The 16,615-nt window shown below is 73.6% G+C and carries 15 protein-coding genes; 3 read left to right on the plus strand and 12 right to left on the minus strand.

Annotated features, from left to right (window positions below; genetic code table 11):
* Positions 1 to 25: 25 nt before the first annotated feature.
* Positions 26 to 742: a hypothetical protein gene (locus OG767_RS14380; protein ID WP_281940381.1), complete on the minus strand. Its 717-nt coding sequence runs from the start codon at positions 740 to 742 to the stop codon at positions 26 to 28.
* A gap of 73 nt (positions 743 to 815) precedes the next feature.
* Between OG767_RS14380 and OG767_RS14385 the strand changes: the two genes are divergently transcribed.
* The gene (locus OG767_RS14385; protein ID WP_281940383.1) at positions 816 to 1,643 is read left to right on the plus strand and encodes a PIG-L family deacetylase; all 828 of its coding nucleotides are present in this window, start codon (positions 816 to 818) and stop codon (positions 1,641 to 1,643) included.
* An 18-nt stretch (positions 1,644 to 1,661) separates the two neighbouring features.
* Here OG767_RS14385 and OG767_RS14390 read toward each other — a convergent pair whose 3' ends face one another.
* Positions 1,662 to 2,828, minus strand: coding sequence for a glutamate--cysteine ligase (locus tag OG767_RS14390; protein WP_405093856.1), 1,167 nt, complete (start codon positions 2,826 to 2,828; stop codon positions 1,662 to 1,664).
* Between the two features lie 93 nt (positions 2,829 to 2,921).
* Complete coding sequence (gene glnA / locus OG767_RS14395; RefSeq protein ID WP_405093857.1) at positions 2,922 to 4,346, minus strand: type I glutamate--ammonia ligase; 1,425 nt, start codon at positions 4,344 to 4,346, stop codon at positions 2,922 to 2,924.
* Positions 4,347 to 4,501: 155 nt separating this feature from the next.
* Here glnA and OG767_RS14400 point away from each other — a divergent pair, with 155 nt between their 5' ends.
* Together OG767_RS14400 and OG767_RS14405 are read left to right on the plus strand one after the other, a co-directional pair.
* Entirely contained in the window at positions 4,502 to 6,283 is a 1,782-nt protein-coding gene (locus tag OG767_RS14400) for an N-acetylglutaminylglutamine amidotransferase (RefSeq protein ID WP_405093858.1), read from the plus strand.
* Between the two features lie 17 nt (positions 6,284 to 6,300).
* Positions 6,301 to 6,564 (plus strand): hypothetical protein, encoded by a 264-nt coding sequence (locus OG767_RS14405; RefSeq protein ID WP_405093859.1) that lies wholly within the window; start codon positions 6,301 to 6,303, stop codon positions 6,562 to 6,564.
* A 90-nt stretch (positions 6,565 to 6,654) separates the two neighbouring features.
* On the opposite strand, the gene OG767_RS14410 is transcribed toward OG767_RS14405, so the two are convergent.
* The 9 genes from OG767_RS14410 to OG767_RS14450 all read right to left on the minus strand — a co-directional run bounded on the left by OG767_RS14410 (position 6,655) and on the right by OG767_RS14450 (position 16,569).
* Positions 6,655 to 7,353 (minus strand): aspartate/glutamate racemase family protein, encoded by a 699-nt coding sequence (locus tag OG767_RS14410; protein ID WP_405093860.1) that lies wholly within the window; start codon positions 7,351 to 7,353, stop codon positions 6,655 to 6,657.
* Complete coding sequence (locus OG767_RS14415; RefSeq protein ID WP_405093861.1) at positions 7,353 to 8,630, minus strand: NAD(P)/FAD-dependent oxidoreductase; 1,278 nt, start codon at positions 8,628 to 8,630, stop codon at positions 7,353 to 7,355. Before OG767_RS14415 ends, OG767_RS14410 begins: the two co-directional genes overlap by 1 nt.
* A 12-nt stretch (positions 8,631 to 8,642) precedes the next feature.
* Positions 8,643 to 9,521 (minus strand): family 3 encapsulin nanocompartment shell protein, encoded by an 879-nt coding sequence (locus OG767_RS14420; RefSeq protein WP_405093862.1) that lies wholly within the window; start codon positions 9,519 to 9,521, stop codon positions 8,643 to 8,645.
* A 14-nt stretch (positions 9,522 to 9,535) separates the two neighbouring features.
* Positions 9,536 to 10,375 (minus strand): SAM-dependent methyltransferase, encoded by an 840-nt coding sequence (locus tag OG767_RS14425; RefSeq protein ID WP_405093863.1) that lies wholly within the window; start codon positions 10,373 to 10,375, stop codon positions 9,536 to 9,538.
* Positions 10,376 to 10,405: 30 nt separating this feature from the next.
* On the minus strand, positions 10,406 to 11,236 hold the full coding sequence (locus tag OG767_RS14430; protein WP_405093864.1) for an SDR family oxidoreductase: 831 nt from the start codon (positions 11,234 to 11,236) through the stop codon (positions 10,406 to 10,408).
* A gap of 5 nt (positions 11,237 to 11,241) precedes the next feature.
* Positions 11,242 to 12,207: a sulfotransferase gene (locus tag OG767_RS14435; RefSeq protein WP_405093865.1), complete on the minus strand. Its 966-nt coding sequence runs from the start codon at positions 12,205 to 12,207 to the stop codon at positions 11,242 to 11,244.
* A complete protein-coding gene (locus tag OG767_RS14440) occupies positions 12,204 to 13,397 on the minus strand; it encodes an MFS transporter (RefSeq protein ID WP_405093866.1) in 1,194 nt (397 codons plus the stop codon). The genes OG767_RS14435 and OG767_RS14440 overlap by 4 nt, the downstream gene beginning before the upstream one ends.
* Positions 13,394 to 14,707, minus strand: coding sequence for a DegT/DnrJ/EryC1/StrS family aminotransferase (locus OG767_RS14445; RefSeq protein ID WP_405093867.1), 1,314 nt, complete (start codon positions 14,705 to 14,707; stop codon positions 13,394 to 13,396). The genes OG767_RS14440 and OG767_RS14445 overlap by 4 nt, the downstream gene beginning before the upstream one ends.
* Before the next feature lie 857 nt (positions 14,708 to 15,564).
* Positions 15,565 to 16,569 carry an Acg family FMN-binding oxidoreductase gene (locus OG767_RS14450; protein ID WP_405093868.1) on the minus strand — a complete coding sequence of 335 codons (1,005 nt, stop codon included), beginning with the start codon at positions 16,567 to 16,569 and terminating at the stop codon, positions 15,565 to 15,567.
* Positions 16,570 to 16,615 lie beyond the last annotated feature (46 nt).

Genomic DNA, 16,615 nt, shown 5'->3' on the forward strand with positions numbered 1-16,615 from the left:
GGAACACGCCCCGGGTGGGCGGTCGTCAGGCCAGCAGCGTCTCGCGCAGCCGCGCCCCCGGGTTGATCCGACCCACCACCCGGGGGGCGGCCGGGTCGTACACGTCGATGCTGTGGTTGCGGCGCATCATCTCGCGGACCGGCGGCGGCAGCCGGGGCGGATCGTCCATGGTGGCGAGCACCTGCGCGGCGGTGCCGGTGAGCCGCTCGACAAGCGTGGCGCTGTCGGTGTCCACCCGCACCCGGCCGAACTCCCAGCCGGCGGTGGTGAGATCGAGCACCTCGAACAGGCGGGTCACGAACGGCTGCGGGTCGGTCACCCGGTCGAGGCGCTTCGCCCGGCCGCCGACCACCGTGACAGCGGCGGCCACCTGCGCGTACGGGTGCAGCCCGCTGGGCAGCGCGGCGAGCGGCCAGCGCAGCCACTGCCCGGCTTCCTTCCACAGGGGCCGGTAGTTGCGGCGGTGCACCAGCAGCCGCCGGCCGGTGCGCCGGAACACCTCCTGGGCCTGGAACTGGAGGTCGGCGTGGGCCTCCTCGGCGGCCTCGCAGACGATCCCGGCGGCCACCACCAGACCGTCGTCGTCGGCGAGTAGCCGACCGATCGCGTCGACCTGCTCGGGGAACCGGATCGGGGCGTGCGCGCCGTAGGAGTGCCGGACGTCCCGCAGCAGTGTCTGCTGGCGTTCGGGGTCCAGTTCGACCCCACCGCCGCCACCCAGCAACCGCCGGAGCCAACCCATCGTGCCTCGCTTCCGTCGCCGTCTGCGAACCGGGCAATGCTAGTGCGTCGGTGGATGCTCGTATGGTGACGGGGTGGCTGAGCGATCCCTGACCCTGATGGCGGTGCACGCGCACCCCGACGACGAAGCGACGAGCACCGGCGGCGTCCTCGCCCGCTATGCGGCTGAAGGCGTCACGACAGTGCTCGTGACCTGCACGGACGGCCGGTGCGGCGACGGCCCCGACGGCGTCAAGCCGGGCGAGGCCGGGCACGACCCGCAGGCCGTGGTGGCGATGCGCCGGGCGGAGCTGGCGGCCAGTTGCGAGGCGCTGAAGGTCACCCACCTGGAGACGCTCGACTACGCCGACTCCGGGATGATGGGTTGGGCCACCAACGACGCGCCCGGCGCGTTCTGGAACACGCCGGTCACCGAGGCGGCCGACCGGCTGGCCGAGCTGATCCGGCGTTACCGCCCCGACGTGGTGGTCACCTACGACGAGAACGGCTTCTACGGCCACCCCGACCACATCCAGGCGCACCGCATCACGATGGCCGCGGTGGAGCGCACCGGCATCCCGGCGAAGGTCTACTGGACCACGGTGCCGCGCAGCGCGTTCCGGGAGTTCGGCAAGGTCATGCAGGAGATCGGGGTGGAGTTCCCGGATCCGGAGGCGACCGACTCGACGCCGCCGCTGGGCCTGCCCGACGAGGAGATCACCACCTGGGTGGACACCCGTGCCCACGGGGAGCAGAAGTTCGCCTCGCTGGCCGCGCACGCCAGCCAGGCGGAGAACATCTTCTTCCTGCGCCTCGGGCAGGAGCGGTTCGTCGAGCTGATGGGGACGGAGACGTTCGTCCGGGTCCGCGACACCACCGGCGCGCCGACGCCGGAGGACGACCTGTTCGCCGGTCTGCGCTGACGGCACGGCCGGCACCGGTCAGGCCGCGGTGGTCTGCGCGGCCAGATGCTCCAGCACGGCGCGGACGTCGCCGCCGGTGTCGGCCATGATCCGCCGTTGCCGGGTGGCGCCGGTGCCGTCCCGCCGGAGCCGCTCCGCCTCCCGCATGATCAGCTCCCGGTCCCCGTGCCGGGTCAGCGCGGGCGCGACGATGGCGAGCAGCTCGTCGACCAGGTCCCAGGCCGGCCGGGGCCGGCCGGTGCGCAGGTCCACCAGCTCACCGTCGAGACCGTCGTGGGCGGCCCGCCAGTGCGCGGCGGCGACCAGGCAGTCGCGGATCGGCGGCGCGGGAACGCCCGCGCGGATCTCGTCGATCATGGTGGCGACCAGCGCCCGGACCAGCCCGGCGACGAGCACGGTGTCGTCGACGGTGGGGCAGACGTCGCCGACCCGGATCTCCACGGTCGGGTAGGACGCGGACGGCCGGGCGTACCAGTAGACCATCGCGGCGTCGAGCATGATCCCGGCGGTGATCAGCTCCTGCACGGTGGCGTCGTAGTCGGCGGCGGAGTCGAAGTGCGGCGTGGGCCCGATGCTCGGCCAGCGTTCCAGCTGCATCGAGCGCCAGCTCGCGTGTCCGGTGTCCCGCCCGTCGTGCAGCGGCGAGTTCACGGTGAGCGCCTGCACCACCGGCAGCCACGGGCGCAGGTGGTTGCAGACCCGGACGGCGAGTTCCCGGTCGGGCACCCCGACGTGGACGTGGCAGCCGCACACCGCCGGATCGTGGGCGACCGGCCCGAACCGGCGGGACATGTCGTGGTAGCGCGGCTCGTCGGGCACCGTGCGGTGGGCCTCGCAGACCGGGGTCGCCCCGACCGCCACCAGTCGCGCCCCGACCGCGTCCGCGGCCCGGGCGGCGGCCCGACGCAGCGCGACGAGGTGCTCCCGCAGTGACGCCAGGTCGAGGCTGACCGGGGTCACCATCTCCACCATGCTGTGCCGGAACTCCTGCCGGCTCTGCGCACGGGCGACCCCGGAGAGCGCGTCGCGGACCCGGTCGGCGACCGGCATGCTCTCCCCGGTCACCGGGTCCAGCAGCAGGAACTCCTCCTCCACCCCGAGCGTGAGCGGGTCGGCGGTCGCCGTGGCGTCGGTCGTTCGCGGCCGCACCGCCGTTCCGGGCCGGTCGTCGCGGGGCTGCGCCATGTCTCGACGGTACGAGGCCGGTGGCCTCCCGGATGCCGTTTCCACCGACCCCGCGGGCTCCGCACGCGGGGCCGGTGACGAACGGGTACGGCGTCAGCAGTCGAAGTACATCGCGAACTCGTGCGGGGTGGGCCGCAGGCGCACCGGGTCGACCTCGTTGGCGTTCTTCCAGGCGATCCAGGTGGCGATCAGGTCGTCGGTGAAGACGCCGCCGTCGAGCAGGTAGTCGTGGTCGGCCTCCAGCGCCTCCAGCGCGTGCGACAGCGAGGCGGGGACCTGCTTGACGTCGCCCCATTCCTCCGGGGGGAGGTCGTAGAGGTCCTTGTCGATCGGGGCCGGCGGTTCGATCTTGCTCTTGATGCCGTCGAGGCCGGCCATCATCATCGCGGAGAAGGCGAGGTAGACGTTGGCCGACGGGTCGGGGACGCGGAACTCGACGCGCTTGGCCTTGGGGTTGCTGCCGGTGACCGGGATGCGGGTGCACGCGGAGCGGTTGCGCTGGGAGTAGACCAGGTTGACCGGTGCCTCGAAGCCGGGCACGAGGCGCCGGTACGAGTTGACGGTCGGGTTGGTGAAGGCCAGCAGCGACGGCGCGTGGTGCAGCAGGCCACCGATGTACCAGCGGGCGGTGTCGGACAGGCCGGCGTAGCCGGTCTCGTCGTAGAACAGCGGCTCGCCGTTCAGCCACAGGCTCTGGTGGGTGTGCATGCCGGAACCGTTGTCACCGAACAGCGGCTTGGGCATGAACGTGGCCGTCTTCCCGTGCGCCCACGCCTCGTTCTTGATCAGATACTTGAAGAGCTGCAGTTCGTCGGCGGCGCGCAGCAGCGTCGAGAACTTGTAGTTGATCTCCGACTGTCCACCGGTGCCGACCTCGTGGTGCGAGCGCTCGACCGTGAAGCCCGCGTCGACCATGCGACGGACCATGCTGTCGCGCAGGTCGGCGTAGTGGTCGACCGGGGGGACGGGGAAGTAGCCGCCCTTGTAGGCGGTCTTGTAGCCGCGGTTGCCGCCTTCTTCGATCCGGCCGGTGTTCCAGGCGCCCTCGATCGAGTCGATGTAGTAGAACGACTGGTGGGCGGAGGTTTCGTGGCGGATGGAGTCGAAGATGTAGAACTCGGCTTCGGCGCCGAAGTAGGCGGTGTCGGCGATGCCGCTGGCGGCGAGGTAGGCCTCGGCCTTCTTGGCGACGTTGCGGGGGTCGCGGGAGTAGGCCTCGCGGGTGAAGGGGTCGTGGACGAAGAAGTTGAGCGCGAGGGTCTTCTGGGCGCGGAACGGGTCGATGAACGCGGTGGCGACGTCGGGGAGCAGGAGCATGTCCGACTCGTGGATCGACTGGAAGCCGCGGATCGACGAGCCGTCGAACGCGAGGCCGTCGGTGAAGACGCTGTCGTCGAAGGACTCGACCGGCAGGTTGAAGTGCTGCATCACGCCGGGCAGGTCACAGAAACGTACGTCGACGAACTTCACGTCCTCGTTGCTGAGGTATCGCAGGAGTTCCTCGGAATTGGCGAACACACGTCCTCCTGGCAGCGTTGTTGATCATGGCCACGTCCCGTGGCCGGACCGCCCGGGGACATGGCCCGTACCGTCACCGTACGACGGCTCATCGTCCCCGGCTCGCCAACCGCCCATCCCGGGTTTCCTTGGTCACACGCCGGGTAGTCGCCGACATGTGCGGGATCAGCGGTGAGGCCCGCTTCGACGGGGCCACCCCCGACGCGGGCGCGGTGACCCGGATGACCGAGGCCATGCGCTCCCGCGGCCCCGACGGCCAGGGGCGGTGGAACGACGGCTGGGTGACCCTGGGGCACCGCCGGTTGACCGTGATCGACCTGACCGAGACCGGCGACCAGCCGATGATCCGGGACGACCTCGGGCTCGCCCTGGTCTTCAACGGTTGCGTCTACAACTATCCCGAACTGCGCGACGAGCTGCGGGCGGCCGGGCACACCTTCCGATCGACGAGCGACACCGAGGTGATCCTGGTCGCGTACGCCCAGTGGGGCGAACGGTTCGTCGACCACCTGGTCGGCATGTTCGCCGTCGCGCTGGTGGACCGGCGGCGGCGCCGGCTCGTGCTGGCCCGGGACCGGCTGGGCATCAAGCCGCTCTACCTCGCCGAATCACCCGGACGGCTGCGGTTCGCCTCCACCCTCCCGGCCCTGCTGGCCGCCGGCGACGTGGACACCGGCATCGACCCGGTCGCGCTGCACCACTACCTGTCCTGGCACTCGATCGTGCCGGCCCCGCGCACCATCCTGCGCGGCGTGCGGAAGCTCCCGCCGGCCACCGTCCGGGTGGTGGAGGCCGACGGGAGCACCTCCGAGCACGTCTACTGGCGGCCCGAGTACCGGCGCGACCCGGCCCACGACGGGATGGACGCCGGCGACTGGCGGGCCGCGATCGGGGACGCGCTGCGCACCGCGGTACGCCGTCGGCTGGTCGCCGACGTGCCGGTCGGGGTGCTGCTCTCCGGCGGCCTCGACTCCAGCATGATCGTGGCGCTGCTCGACGGGGCCGGGCAGCAGCACCTCCAGACGTTCAGCATCGGCTTCGACAGCCGGGGGGACGAGTCCGGCGACGAGTTCCACTACTCCGACCTGGTCGCCCGCACCTTCGACACCGACCACCACCGCATCCGCCTCGCCGACGGCGACCTCGGCCCGGCCGTCCGCGCCACCGTGGCGGCCATGACCGAACCGATGGGCAGCCACGACGTGGTGGCCTTCCATCTGCTCTCCGAGCAGGTCGCCCGACACGTGAAGGTGGCGCAGTCCGGGCAGGGCGCCGACGAGGTGTTCGCCGGCTACGGCTACCACCACCGGCTCGCGCGGGCGGCCCGCGCCGACGCCGCGGCAGAGTTCACCGCCGCGTTCTTCGACCGGGACCACGTCGAGCTGAACCGGGTGGTCGACCCGGCGTACGCCTGCGACGCCGACGTCAGCGGCGAGCTGGTCGCCGCGGAACTGGCCGCGCCGGGCGCGCGGACCGCGGTGGACGCGGTGCTGCGCCTGGACACCCACCTGATGCTCCCCGACGACCCGGTCAAACGGGTCGACAGCATGAGCATGGCCTGGGGGCTGGAGGTGCGCACGCCCTTCCTCGACCAGGACCTGGTGACGCTTGCCGCCGCCTGCCCGCCCGAGCACAAACTGGCCCGGGGCGGCAAGGGCGTGCTCAAGGACGTGGCCCGGGAGGTGCTGCCGGCCGAGGTCATCGACCGGCCCAAGGGCTACTTCCCGGTGCCGGCGCTGCGCAACGTCGACGGCCCGGTGCGGGAGTTGGTGATCGAGGCGCTCGACGCGCCCGAGGCCCGCCGGCGTGGCCTGTTCCGCCGGGCCTACGTCGACGAGCTGCTCGCCGAGCCGGACCGGGCGCAGGCCGCCGCCGGCAGCAACAAGCTGTGGCAACTGGGCCTGCTGGAGCTGTGGTTGCAGTCGCACGGGGTCTGAGCGGCGGGAGGAACGCGGTGAAGTTCGTCATCGAGAGCGAGACCGACGGCCGGGTGGGGTTCACGGTGCTGGGCGGCGACGGCCAGGTGCTCGCGACCGGCCGCCCCTGCCCGGACAAGGGCTCGGCGCTGGCCGCCATCGGCGAGCTGATGCACGGCCTGGGCGACGCCAACATCGAGGACCGCACCGAGCCCACGACCCCGCCCCCACCCACCGCCACCAGCGAGATCGGTGGCGGCGACATGTCCGCCATCGGCCGCTCCGGCATCCCCCCGGTCTGACCGCCCGCGCCCCTCATCCCGCCCTGATTCACGGAAAGAGTGGTTATTCGGGCCCCGACAGCCACTCTTTCCGTGAAACAGGGCGGACGCCTAGGACGGCGGGTAGGGGCGGCGGGTCAGGGCGGCGTGGGCCATGGTGGTGAGGGTGACGATGTCGAACACCGGCACGCGCAGGCGTGCCTGGATCCGGTGGGCGAACGGCACCAGGTCGGTGCACTCGATCACCAGCGCGCCCAGGTCGGGGTGGGCGCGGGCCAACGCGTCGACCCGGTCGTCCACCTCGGCGGCCAGCCGGTCCACGTCGAGCGCGTCCCGCCGCCCCTGGAGCATCACCTCACGGAACTCCGGCTGCCCGGCCATGCCGGTGACCGCGACCGGCACGTCCGCCGCGCCGACCGCCGCCAGGTGCCGCGGCGTCAGCGCCGCCTCGTCGGCGACCAGCAGCCCGACGGTACGCCCGACCATCCGGTGCACCATCGGCAACTGCACCAGGCTCGACGACCACAGCGGCACGTCCACCGCGGCGGCCAGCTCGGCCTGGAACAGCACCAGGAACCCGCACGCCCCGGTGATGCCGGCCACGCCGGCGGCCTGGAGGTCCCGGGCCGCGTCGACGAACGGCGTCAGCAGCGTCGGGTCGGCGTCGCGGACCAGCCGCTGCGGCGTGGCGCCCTCCACCACCCGGTAGCGCACCGGGAAGTCGAACGTGGCCGGGTTGCGGATGTGCCCGGGGATCTTGTCGAAGCTGGTGTCGAGGCAGAGCACCCCGATCTCCGGTCGGTCGCCCATCAGCTCCCCCTCCGGAAGCGGTCCAGCGCGAACGTCCGCGCCGGCAGGGCCGGCTCCCCGCCGGTGACGAGCTGGGCGAGCAGCTCACCGCCGGCCGGGGCCAGCCCCATCCCGATGTGCCCGTGGCCGGTGGCCACGCTGACGTTGTCGTAGCCGCCGGCCCGGCCGATCAGCGGCAGGCTGTCCGGGGTGCACGGGCGCAGCCCGCTCCACACGTCCAGCCGGCGGCCGGTGTCCAGCGCCGGCAGGTAACGCCGGGCGGTCCGCAGGATGCCGTCCACCCGGCGCGGCGAGATCGAGGCGTCCAGCCCGGACAGCTCCAGCGTGCCGCCGACGCGTACCCGGTCACCCAGCGGCATCACCGCGACCTTGCCCTCGCTGAGCAGCACCGGCCGGGTGGGCGTGCCCGGCCCGGCCGGGAGTGTGACGGTGTAGCCCTTGGCCGGTTGCAGCGTCAGCCCGACGCCGAGCATCCGGGCGCACGCCGTCGACCACACCCCGGCGGCCACCACCACCTCGCTCGGGCGCAGGTCGCCCCGGGCGGTCCGCACCGTCCGCACCCGACGGCCGGTCGTCTCGAAGCCGCGTACCTCGGCGCGGGTGACGATCTCCACGCCGCGTGCCCGCAGCGCCTCGGCGAGACCGACCAGGAACGCCGGGATGCGCAGCGCGGCGCCCTCCTCGTTGAGCAGCGCGCCGGCCACCGCGAAGTCGACGCCCGGCTCCAGCCGGGCCAGCTCCGCCCGGCCCAGGTCGCGCAGCGGCACCCCGCGGGCGGTCGCCGCGCGGATCGTGCGGCGCGCCTGCGCGTACCCCTGCTCGGTGTGGCAGGCCAGGATCATGCCGCGTTCGGTGAGCGTGCCGGCCAGCTCGTCCTCGGCGCACATCCCGCGCAGCAGCGCCAGGCTGCGTTGCTTGAGCGCGAGCAGCGTCTCGAAGCCGGCGCGGGCGTGCCGCTCGGTGCAGTGCCGGCGGAAGTGCCACAGCCAGGCCAGCAGCGCGCCGTCCAGCCGGGGTCGGACCGAGAACGGGCTCTCCGGGCTGACCAGCCAGCGGATGCCCTTGGCCGGCACCCCCGGCTCGGCCAGCGGCGCCGAGCCCTGGGTGCCGACGAAGCCGGTGTTCCCCGCCGAGCAGGCCGCCGCGTCCCCGATCTCGCCCCGGTCGACCACGGTCACGGTGTGGCCGGCGCGGCGCAGGAACCAGGCACAGCACAAGCCGACCATGCCCGCGCCGATGACCAGGACGTCGGGGTCGGCGCGGGCGGGCGTCGTCATCGTCGCCGCCGGTCAGATCGTCACGACGAAGAAGCAGGTGGGCAGGTTGACCACGACCCGTTCCCAGATCTCGGCGCGCAACGCCACCCCCGGCTCGGCGAACGTGCCCGGCGGCGGCTCGGCGAACCCGATCGTGGACCGGCCGGCGTCGAACAGCAACGCGCCGTGGCCGAAGTCGCCGACGATCGCGGTGCCCGGGTCGACCAGTCGGGTACGCACGATGAAGACGCCGTTCTCCTCCACGTCCCGCATCAGCGTGCCGCTGCCGAGCAGCCGGTAGTAGTCGGCCGGGTTGATGATCAGCCCGTCGGCGGTGCTGCCCATCTGCTCGACCTCGTTGCACGCGGACAGGATGGTCGAGGCGAACGGCGCCGGGTCGGTGAGCCGGCCCAGGTCCGGCATGGCCAGCAGCCCGCCCTCGCCGCGCAGGATGGTGTGGTTCTCGGCGGTGGCCAGCCGCACCACCAGCCGGTAGTCGATGAACTGGGCGAAACTGACCGGGTCCTCCCACAGCGTGTCCGGCACCTGCACCCACGCGGTGGTGGTGAGCAGCGGCGGAATGGGGGAGCGGTGGAAGTGGTTGGCCGCCTCCCGGCGCAGGTCCGCGCCGTCGACCGCCGGGTCGTCCGGCCGGGGTGGGCTCTCGTGCCAGTAGAAGTCCTGCGGGTCCCGGGACAGGTCCACCACCTTCAGCATGTTCCGGGACGGGTAGCGGGGCTTGCGCCGGGAACTGGTCAGCGAGTCGGTGATCGTCACGTCGTAGTCGACGCTGGTGTCGAAGCCGTCCTTGGCGAACGCCTCGACGAACATCGCGCCGGGCGACATCTGGGTCTTCCGCTCGGCGACCACCTCGGCGATGGTCCGCTTCACGGTGTCGGTCCGCTGCTGCATGTGTCGCCCCTTCCTCAGGCCGGCTTGCGGGCGACGAACATGCCCCAGCCGAACTCGCCCCGGTCGATCGCCGCCTGGATCTCGTCGCACGACTCGGCGAAGCCGAGGATCCAGGTCCGCGCCGCCTCGTCCGCCGTGCCGTCCGCCCGCTCCCGGGCGGTGCGGCCCAGCACCCGGTACGTCTGCCGGATGTGCCCGTCCAGGCTGCGGGCCACCACGTCCACGAACCCGGCCTCGGCCAGCGCCTCGCGGTAGCCGTCCAGCGAGTACCCGCCGTTCCAGCGCACCCGGTCGTAGACGTGCCGGCGGGCCGCCTCGCCGATCCGCTCGGTCGGCTGGAGGAAGTCGGAGACCGCCAGCACCCCGCCCGGCGCGAGCACCCGGAACATCTCGGCGTGGCTGCGCGGCTTCTCCGGCACCAGGAACAGCGCGTCCTGGCTGACCACGTGCGTGAACGTGCCGTCGGCGTACGGCATGGCGGTGGCCGAGCCGTGCCGGAACCGGATGTCCAGCCCGGCGCCCCGCTCGGCGCGCCGCTGCTCGGCGAAGCGCACCCGCTCGACGCTCAGGTCCAGCCCCTCGCCCCGGCAGCCGGTGCGCCCGGCCAGCCGCAGCAGGAAGTTGCCGCAGCCGCACCCCACGTCGAGCACGTTCGAGGACGCGTCGATGCCGGCGTCGTCGGCGAGGATGTCCGAGGTCCGGTCCGCCGCCGCGTGGTAGTCGGTGTCGTCCTCGCCGGCGAAGTAGCCGGTGTGCAGCACGCCCTCGCTGTCCCAGAAACTGAGGTACGTCTGCGTGGTCTGGTCGAAGAACTCGGAGACGTCCCGCTCGGTGAACTGGCTGGTCGTCGACATGGGCACTCCCTCGTGCGGCGGTCGGGTGGATCAGGCGTAGGTGTCCTTGCGGACGCCGGTCAGGTGGGGCAGGTCGGGGCCGGTGGCGGCGGCGCCGCCGTCGATCAGGTGCACGCCGGCGGTCACGTACGACGCCCGCTCGCTGGCCAGGAACGCGGCCATCGCGGCCACCTCCTCGGGGTGGGCCAGCCGGCCGAGCGCGCTGTGGTGACCCATCGCGGCCAGCCGCGCCTCCACGTCACCGTCCGCGCCGGCCAGCCGCGCCGCCGCGCGTTCCATCGGCGGGGTACGCACACTGCCGGGCGCGAGCACGTTCACGGTGATGCCGTCGCGGCCCACGTCGACGGCGAGCCCCTGCGCGAAGCGGACCAGCGCCGCCCGGGTCACCCCGGACAGCACCAGCGGGCCGATCGGCACGCAGGCGGTCTCGGAGGCGACCAGCAGCAGCCGGCCCCAGCCGGCGGCGCGCATGTGCGGCAGCGCGGCCGTCGACACCGCGACCGCGGGCAGCAGCACCCGCTCGACGGCGGCCCGGTAGTCCTCGACGCCGAACCCGGCGGCGGTGCCGACCGGCGGGCTGCCGCCGCTGACCAGCAGCACGTGCGTCCCGCCCAGGTCGGCGGCGACGTCGTCGACCCAGCGGGCGGCGGCGGCCGTGTCGGTGAGGTCCACGGCGGTCGCGCTGACCCGTCCGGTGGCCACCGACGCCAGTTCCCGTTCGGCCGCGGCCAGGCGTGCCGGGTCCCGACCGCAGACCGCCACGTGCGCGCCCTCGGCGGCGAACTCCTTCGCGCAGGCCAACCCGATGCCGCTGGTGCCGCCGGCGACCAGCGCCACCCGACCCTTGAGCCCCAGATCCACGTCCGTCACCTCTCCGTCTCGCCGACGCGGGCCGCCGCGCCGGGATGCGTCCGGGCCGTTCCGCCGGGCCGGTAGCCGTAGCGGGTGGACAGCGGCCAGGCCAGCGCCGCCACGGCCAGCCGTTGCCGGCCGGTCAGCGTCCGCCGCCACCCGTCGTCGGTGTCCCGGATGACCGTCGGGCCGGTCCGGAACCGGTCCGGGTTGCCGGTGACGGTGTGGTTGCCGCGCAGCTCCACGGTCCGGTCGTGGACCGGGTTGCCGGCCGGGTCGGCGCCGACCAGCCGCAGCAGCGCGTCGACCGTGCCCGCCGGGTCGGCGGCGAAGTCCTCGTACCGCAGCAGCATCGACCGGCCGGGATGCCGGCGGTTGATCGCCGCCGAGGCCAGGTTGAACCCGTGCCAGTACGCGGTGCTGCGCGCCGCCGACATGGCGTAGACGTACTCCTTCGGCTCCCGCCACGAGTGCGCCACCGCGCGCGGGTCGCGGACCAGGTGCAGCCAGTACGGTTCGACGCCGGGCACGTGCGGCAGCAGGGCCGACTCGCCGGGGATCTTGGTGCTGTCCACGATCACGCGGGCGCCGGTGCGCGCGGCCACCTCCCGGTAGACCGCGCCGAGCAGCCCGGCGTGCGCGCGGGTGTCCGCGTCGGACGCGCCCCGGCGCAGCACCCGCCAGGTGTGCCGGGTCCGCAGCCGGGCGCGTTGCCGCCGGATCACCTCGGCGGCGTGCGCGTCGGCCGACACGCCGGCCGGGCGGCCGACCGGCAGCACCGCCGACCACAGCGGGCAGGCGGTCAGCGCCTCGCCGCAGCCGCAGCGGTCGTTGACGCCGCGCCCGGTCGAGTTCTTCCACAGGAAGTGCAGTTCGCCGACGTGCGCCACGCCGGGCACCTCGCCGAGGACGTTGCCGATGATGGTGCTGCCGTTGCGGCACCAGCCGGTGACGCTGAGCACGGTCACGGGTCCGCTCACGTGCGTACCTCCATCGGGGTTTCCGTGACCGTGGGCCGGCCGATGCGCAACGCCATCGCGGCGGCCACCGCCGCGCCGGCCGCGCCGGCGACGAACACCGCCGGGTAGCCGAACCCGGCGGCGACCAGTCCGGTCGCCGGCCCCCACACCGCCAGACCGAGGTCCCAGAACGACGTGTACGCGCCGATCGCCGCGCCCTGCCGCGCCGGATCGGTGCGGTTCATCACCATCAGGGCCAGCGACGGGTGCAGCAGCGAGAACCCGACGCCCATCACCACGCTGCCGACCACCGCCACCGCAAGGTTCGGGGCGACCGCGATGACCAGCAGGCCGACCGCCTCGCCCACCCCGCACCAGGTGGCCACCCGTCGGGGGCCGAGCCGGTCGGGCAGGTGCCCGATGACCAGGCGGGTGCCGGCGTAGACGGCGCTGAAGCAGCTCAGCACCACCACGCCGTGTCCGATGCCGCGGGCGTCCAGGTGCAGCACCACGAACGCGGCCAGGCCGGCGTACCCGGCGGCCCCGAACGTCAGCGCCACGCCGGGCAGCAGCGCGGGGCGCAGCAGCAGGCCCCCGCCCTTCGCCGCCGGCGCGGTACGCGGCGGCGCCGGCACCAGTGCGACGAGCACGGCGCCGGCCGCCGGCGCGGCGGCGCTGAGCACCCACACCGCCGAATAGCCGGCCTGCTGCACGGTCGCGCCGAGGAACGTGCCGGCGGAGATGCCGCCCCACATGCTCACCCCGTACAGGCCGATGAGCTGGCCGCGCCGGTGGTGCGGGGCGAGCTGGACGATCCACACCGCCCCGGCGGTGAACAGCGCCGCCTCGCCGGCGCCGAGCAGCAGCCGGACCGCCACCAACGCCGGCACGCCCAGCGGCGCCAGGTAGAGCAGCCCGCCGGCGGCCACCACGAGCGCGCCGGTCAGCATCACCGTGCGATGGCCGTACCGGTCGGCGAGCGCGCCGGCGACCGGACGGACCAGCAGCGCGGTCACCGCGGTCACCGTGACCACCACGCCGACGGTGAGGTCACCGGCGCCGTGCCGCTCGCGCAGGAAGCCGGGCAGCACCGGGATGACCGCGGTCAACCCCAGATAGCCGGCGAAGAGCCCGCCGAGCAGCCCGACCAGCGCCCGCCGGGGCAGCGGCTTCTCCTCGATGCCGGCGTCGGTCAGCGGCGCGCCGGTCACGGCCGGGCCAGCACGGTCTCGCGGGCGGCGGCCACCTTGCGGACCGCGCGGATCAGGTCGTCGCAGTCTTCCGGAGTGAGGTTCGACGACAGCGGCACGTCGACGGTCTCGGTGAGCAGTCGCGCGGTGCGCGGCAGCGTCGCCCGGATCTGTCCCGGGTCCGCGCTGTCGTAGAGGAAGCGCCAGTTCCAGAACGCGCGGACGTTCAGGTCGTCGTCCGCGCCGATGTTGCGCGCGTCGATCCCCTCGGCCCGCAGCGCCCGGGCGAACCAGCCGGCGTCGCCGCCGGGCACGCGGAACACGAACGCCTCCCCGAGGTACGCCCCGGGCGCGACCGGCCGCCGCGCCGCGATGCCGGGCAGGTCGGCCAGGGCCTGCGAGACGTGCGCGTAGTTGCGGTGGAACAGGGTCAGTCGCTGCGGCAGCCGGGTCAGCTCGGCGCGCAGCAGGGCCGCCCGGATCTCGTCCATCCGGAGGCTGAGCAGCGGCAGGTCCAGGCCGGTGAGCGGCGGTTCGCCGTCCGGGAAGTGCCGGCGCAGCCGCCCCTCGTACGCCCCGGACAGCGCGACCGCCCGGGCGAACAGCGCGCTGTCGTCGGTGATCAGGAAGCCGCCCTCGCCGCAGTTGAGCGCCTTGTCGGACTGGGTGCTGAACGCCCCGGCGGCGCCGAACGTGCCGAGCTTGCGGCCGTTGAGCTCGGCGCCGAGCGCCGGCACGGCGTCCTCGATGAGCGGCACGCCCATCTCGGCGGCGAAGGCGGCCAGGGCCTCGACGTCGGCGGCGAAGCCACGCATGTGGACGACCATGATGGCCCGGATGTCCGGTCGCCAGCGGCGGCGCAGGTCGTCGAGGTCCATCCGCAGGTCGTCGTCGACCTCCACCAGGAATGGCCGGCACCCGGCCAGCACAATGGCGCTCGGAGTGGCGACGAAAGTGAATCCGGGACAGGCGACCAATGACCCGGCCGGCACCCCGGCGCCCATCAGGGCGAGGGCAAGTGCGGCAGTGCCGCTGGAAACGGCGAGCGCGTGCCGGGTGCCGAAATAACGGCACAGTTCGTCCTCGAACCGCCCGCATTCGGTTTCTTTCTGCGCGCGATGGTCGTATCGGAAGTAGAGATGGCTGCGAATGGCCCGAATTGCGGCGTCCTCGTCGTCGGGGTGCACGAATACCGCGCCCTTGTCGTAGGTGGGCCACGGCGTGTCCCGCACCGGCCGGCCGCCGTGCAGTGCGAGCGGTTCTTCCAGCTCAGCGCTGTGCGAGGCCGGCCTGGGCCGGCTCGCCGCGGGAGCGTCGTTGTTCCCGTTCACCGGCGGACTCCTCGAGGCGAGCGGTGGATTTCCTATTCCTTCGATAGGATTTACCGAGCGCGCGCCGGGCAGGGTCGCCCGGCGGAATCTCGCGTCCGGCGCGATCCCGTCGAGGGGTGGGAAAAGCCACCAGATCCGACATTGGCGTTAGGTGGATCCAGTGACCATCATGATTGCCCCCGGACTGGCGGCCGTCAACATGCGATTGGGAATGTGCACAAGGGTTGCTGACAGTGACAGTGGACAATAAGGAATAGTTCCTGGTGGGCGCTCGCCGGCGCCGCCGGCGCCGCCTGTACCGCCCGCCCCGGAGGCGATCGTGTCCGGCGTGGACCAGCAGGGTGCCCGCCGGTCGCTGCTCTCGTGTTACCCAGGGTGAGGGCGGCGGTGGGGATGGTGTTCCGCCGCGGCGCCCCTTTGCTCTGCACCCACGGACGCATCGGTGACCGAGCGCTACCGCTGCGCCCGTGGCTGCAGAGCAAAGGGGCGAGGGGTGGATCCCGACCACCGAGTGCGCCGGAGGATGTCCCCTGGTCAGCGCGATGCGTCGCGAGACGACACACGGCGCGCGTTCAGTCCCTGATCACGTTGAGTAATTTTGCGGGCAGGCACAGAAATCTCACGGAATGTAATCGCCTGAGGGTCGCGGTTTCTCGGCACCGGCTCCCGGCTCCCGGCGCCACGGCGCCACGGCACCGCGGCGTCCCTGGGCGTGGCCCTGCCCCGGTTCGCCCGGGACGGCCGGCCGGTCGCGTTCCTCGTCCCGTGGGCGGTAGCCGTCGTCGCGATCTCCGGCTCCAACCTCTGGACGGCGTTCCGTGAGCCGGGACGCGGAGCGCGTGGTGACGCCGGGCAGGTCACTCCGCCGGCGCTACCACCTCGATGACGTCGGCCGGCGCGCGGCGCGGGGCCGGCGGCAGGTCGGCGTCCGGTCCCCAGCCGACGCGCACCACCAGGTAGGGCTCGCCGATGCCGGCGAGCAGGTCACGCATCATCCGGCGCGGCCAGGCCAGCTCGATCGCGTCGCTGAGCGGCGCGCTGGCCAGGCCCTCGGCGGTGGCGGTGAGCAGCAGCGCCGACAGTGCCTCGCCGCCGCGCAGCCAGGCCGCCGGGTCGTCGCGCTCACCGAACAGGATCAGGTACGCCGCGCCCCGGTCGAAGTCCGCGCCGGCGGTCAGCCCGGCCGCCCCACCGGGAGCGTGGTCACGCAGCGGCACCCGCCGTGGTGCGGGCCGGACCGCGGTGGCGGTGGGCACGCCGTCGCCGCTGCCCGCCGGGCGGTTGGTCCAGCGGCGCAACTCCTCCCGGTACGCCGGGTCGGCCAGCTCGGCGTCGGCGGCGCGGCCGGTGGAGACCGCCAGCATCGGCATCTGGTCCGGGCGGACCACGTGCAGGTGCGCGCCCTCGGCCTCGACCGCGTCCCCGAGCCGGGCCAACACCGGTTCGGGGACCGGGCGGTCGCCGTACGCGCGCCGGTCGGTGCGGCGGCGCGGGATCGCGTCGACCAGCCGGCCGGCCGGCACGTCCAGGGCGGTCGGGCCGGTGGTGCGCAGCCGGGCGAGCAGCGTCGGGTCGGCCCGGTCCGGCAGCCGCTCGACGTCGACCGTCCAGCCGGCGGCGGCGAGCGAGACGCGGGCGTGGTGCAGCGCCGCGCCGCAGCTCAGGACCAGCAGTCGACCGTCCGGGTCGGTGTGCGCGAGCTGCCGGTCCGGGTCCGTGCGCAGCTCCAGCGCGTCCGCGGTGACCCGCCAACGCCAGGGCTGGGTGTTGAACACCGAGGGAGCGTGCAGGGACTGCCGGGCCGCCGCCTCCAGCACCCGTACCGTCGGGTTCTGTTCGGTACGCGTCGATGACCGGTCCATGGCGGCGCCTCCTCGTTGCTCGTCCCCTTCCGAGGTTGCCGGCCGC

This window comes from Micromonospora sp. NBC_01392, from assembly GCF_045040125.1.
In the GTDB taxonomy this organism is placed as follows: domain Bacteria; phylum Actinomycetota; class Actinomycetes; order Mycobacteriales; family Micromonosporaceae; genus Micromonospora.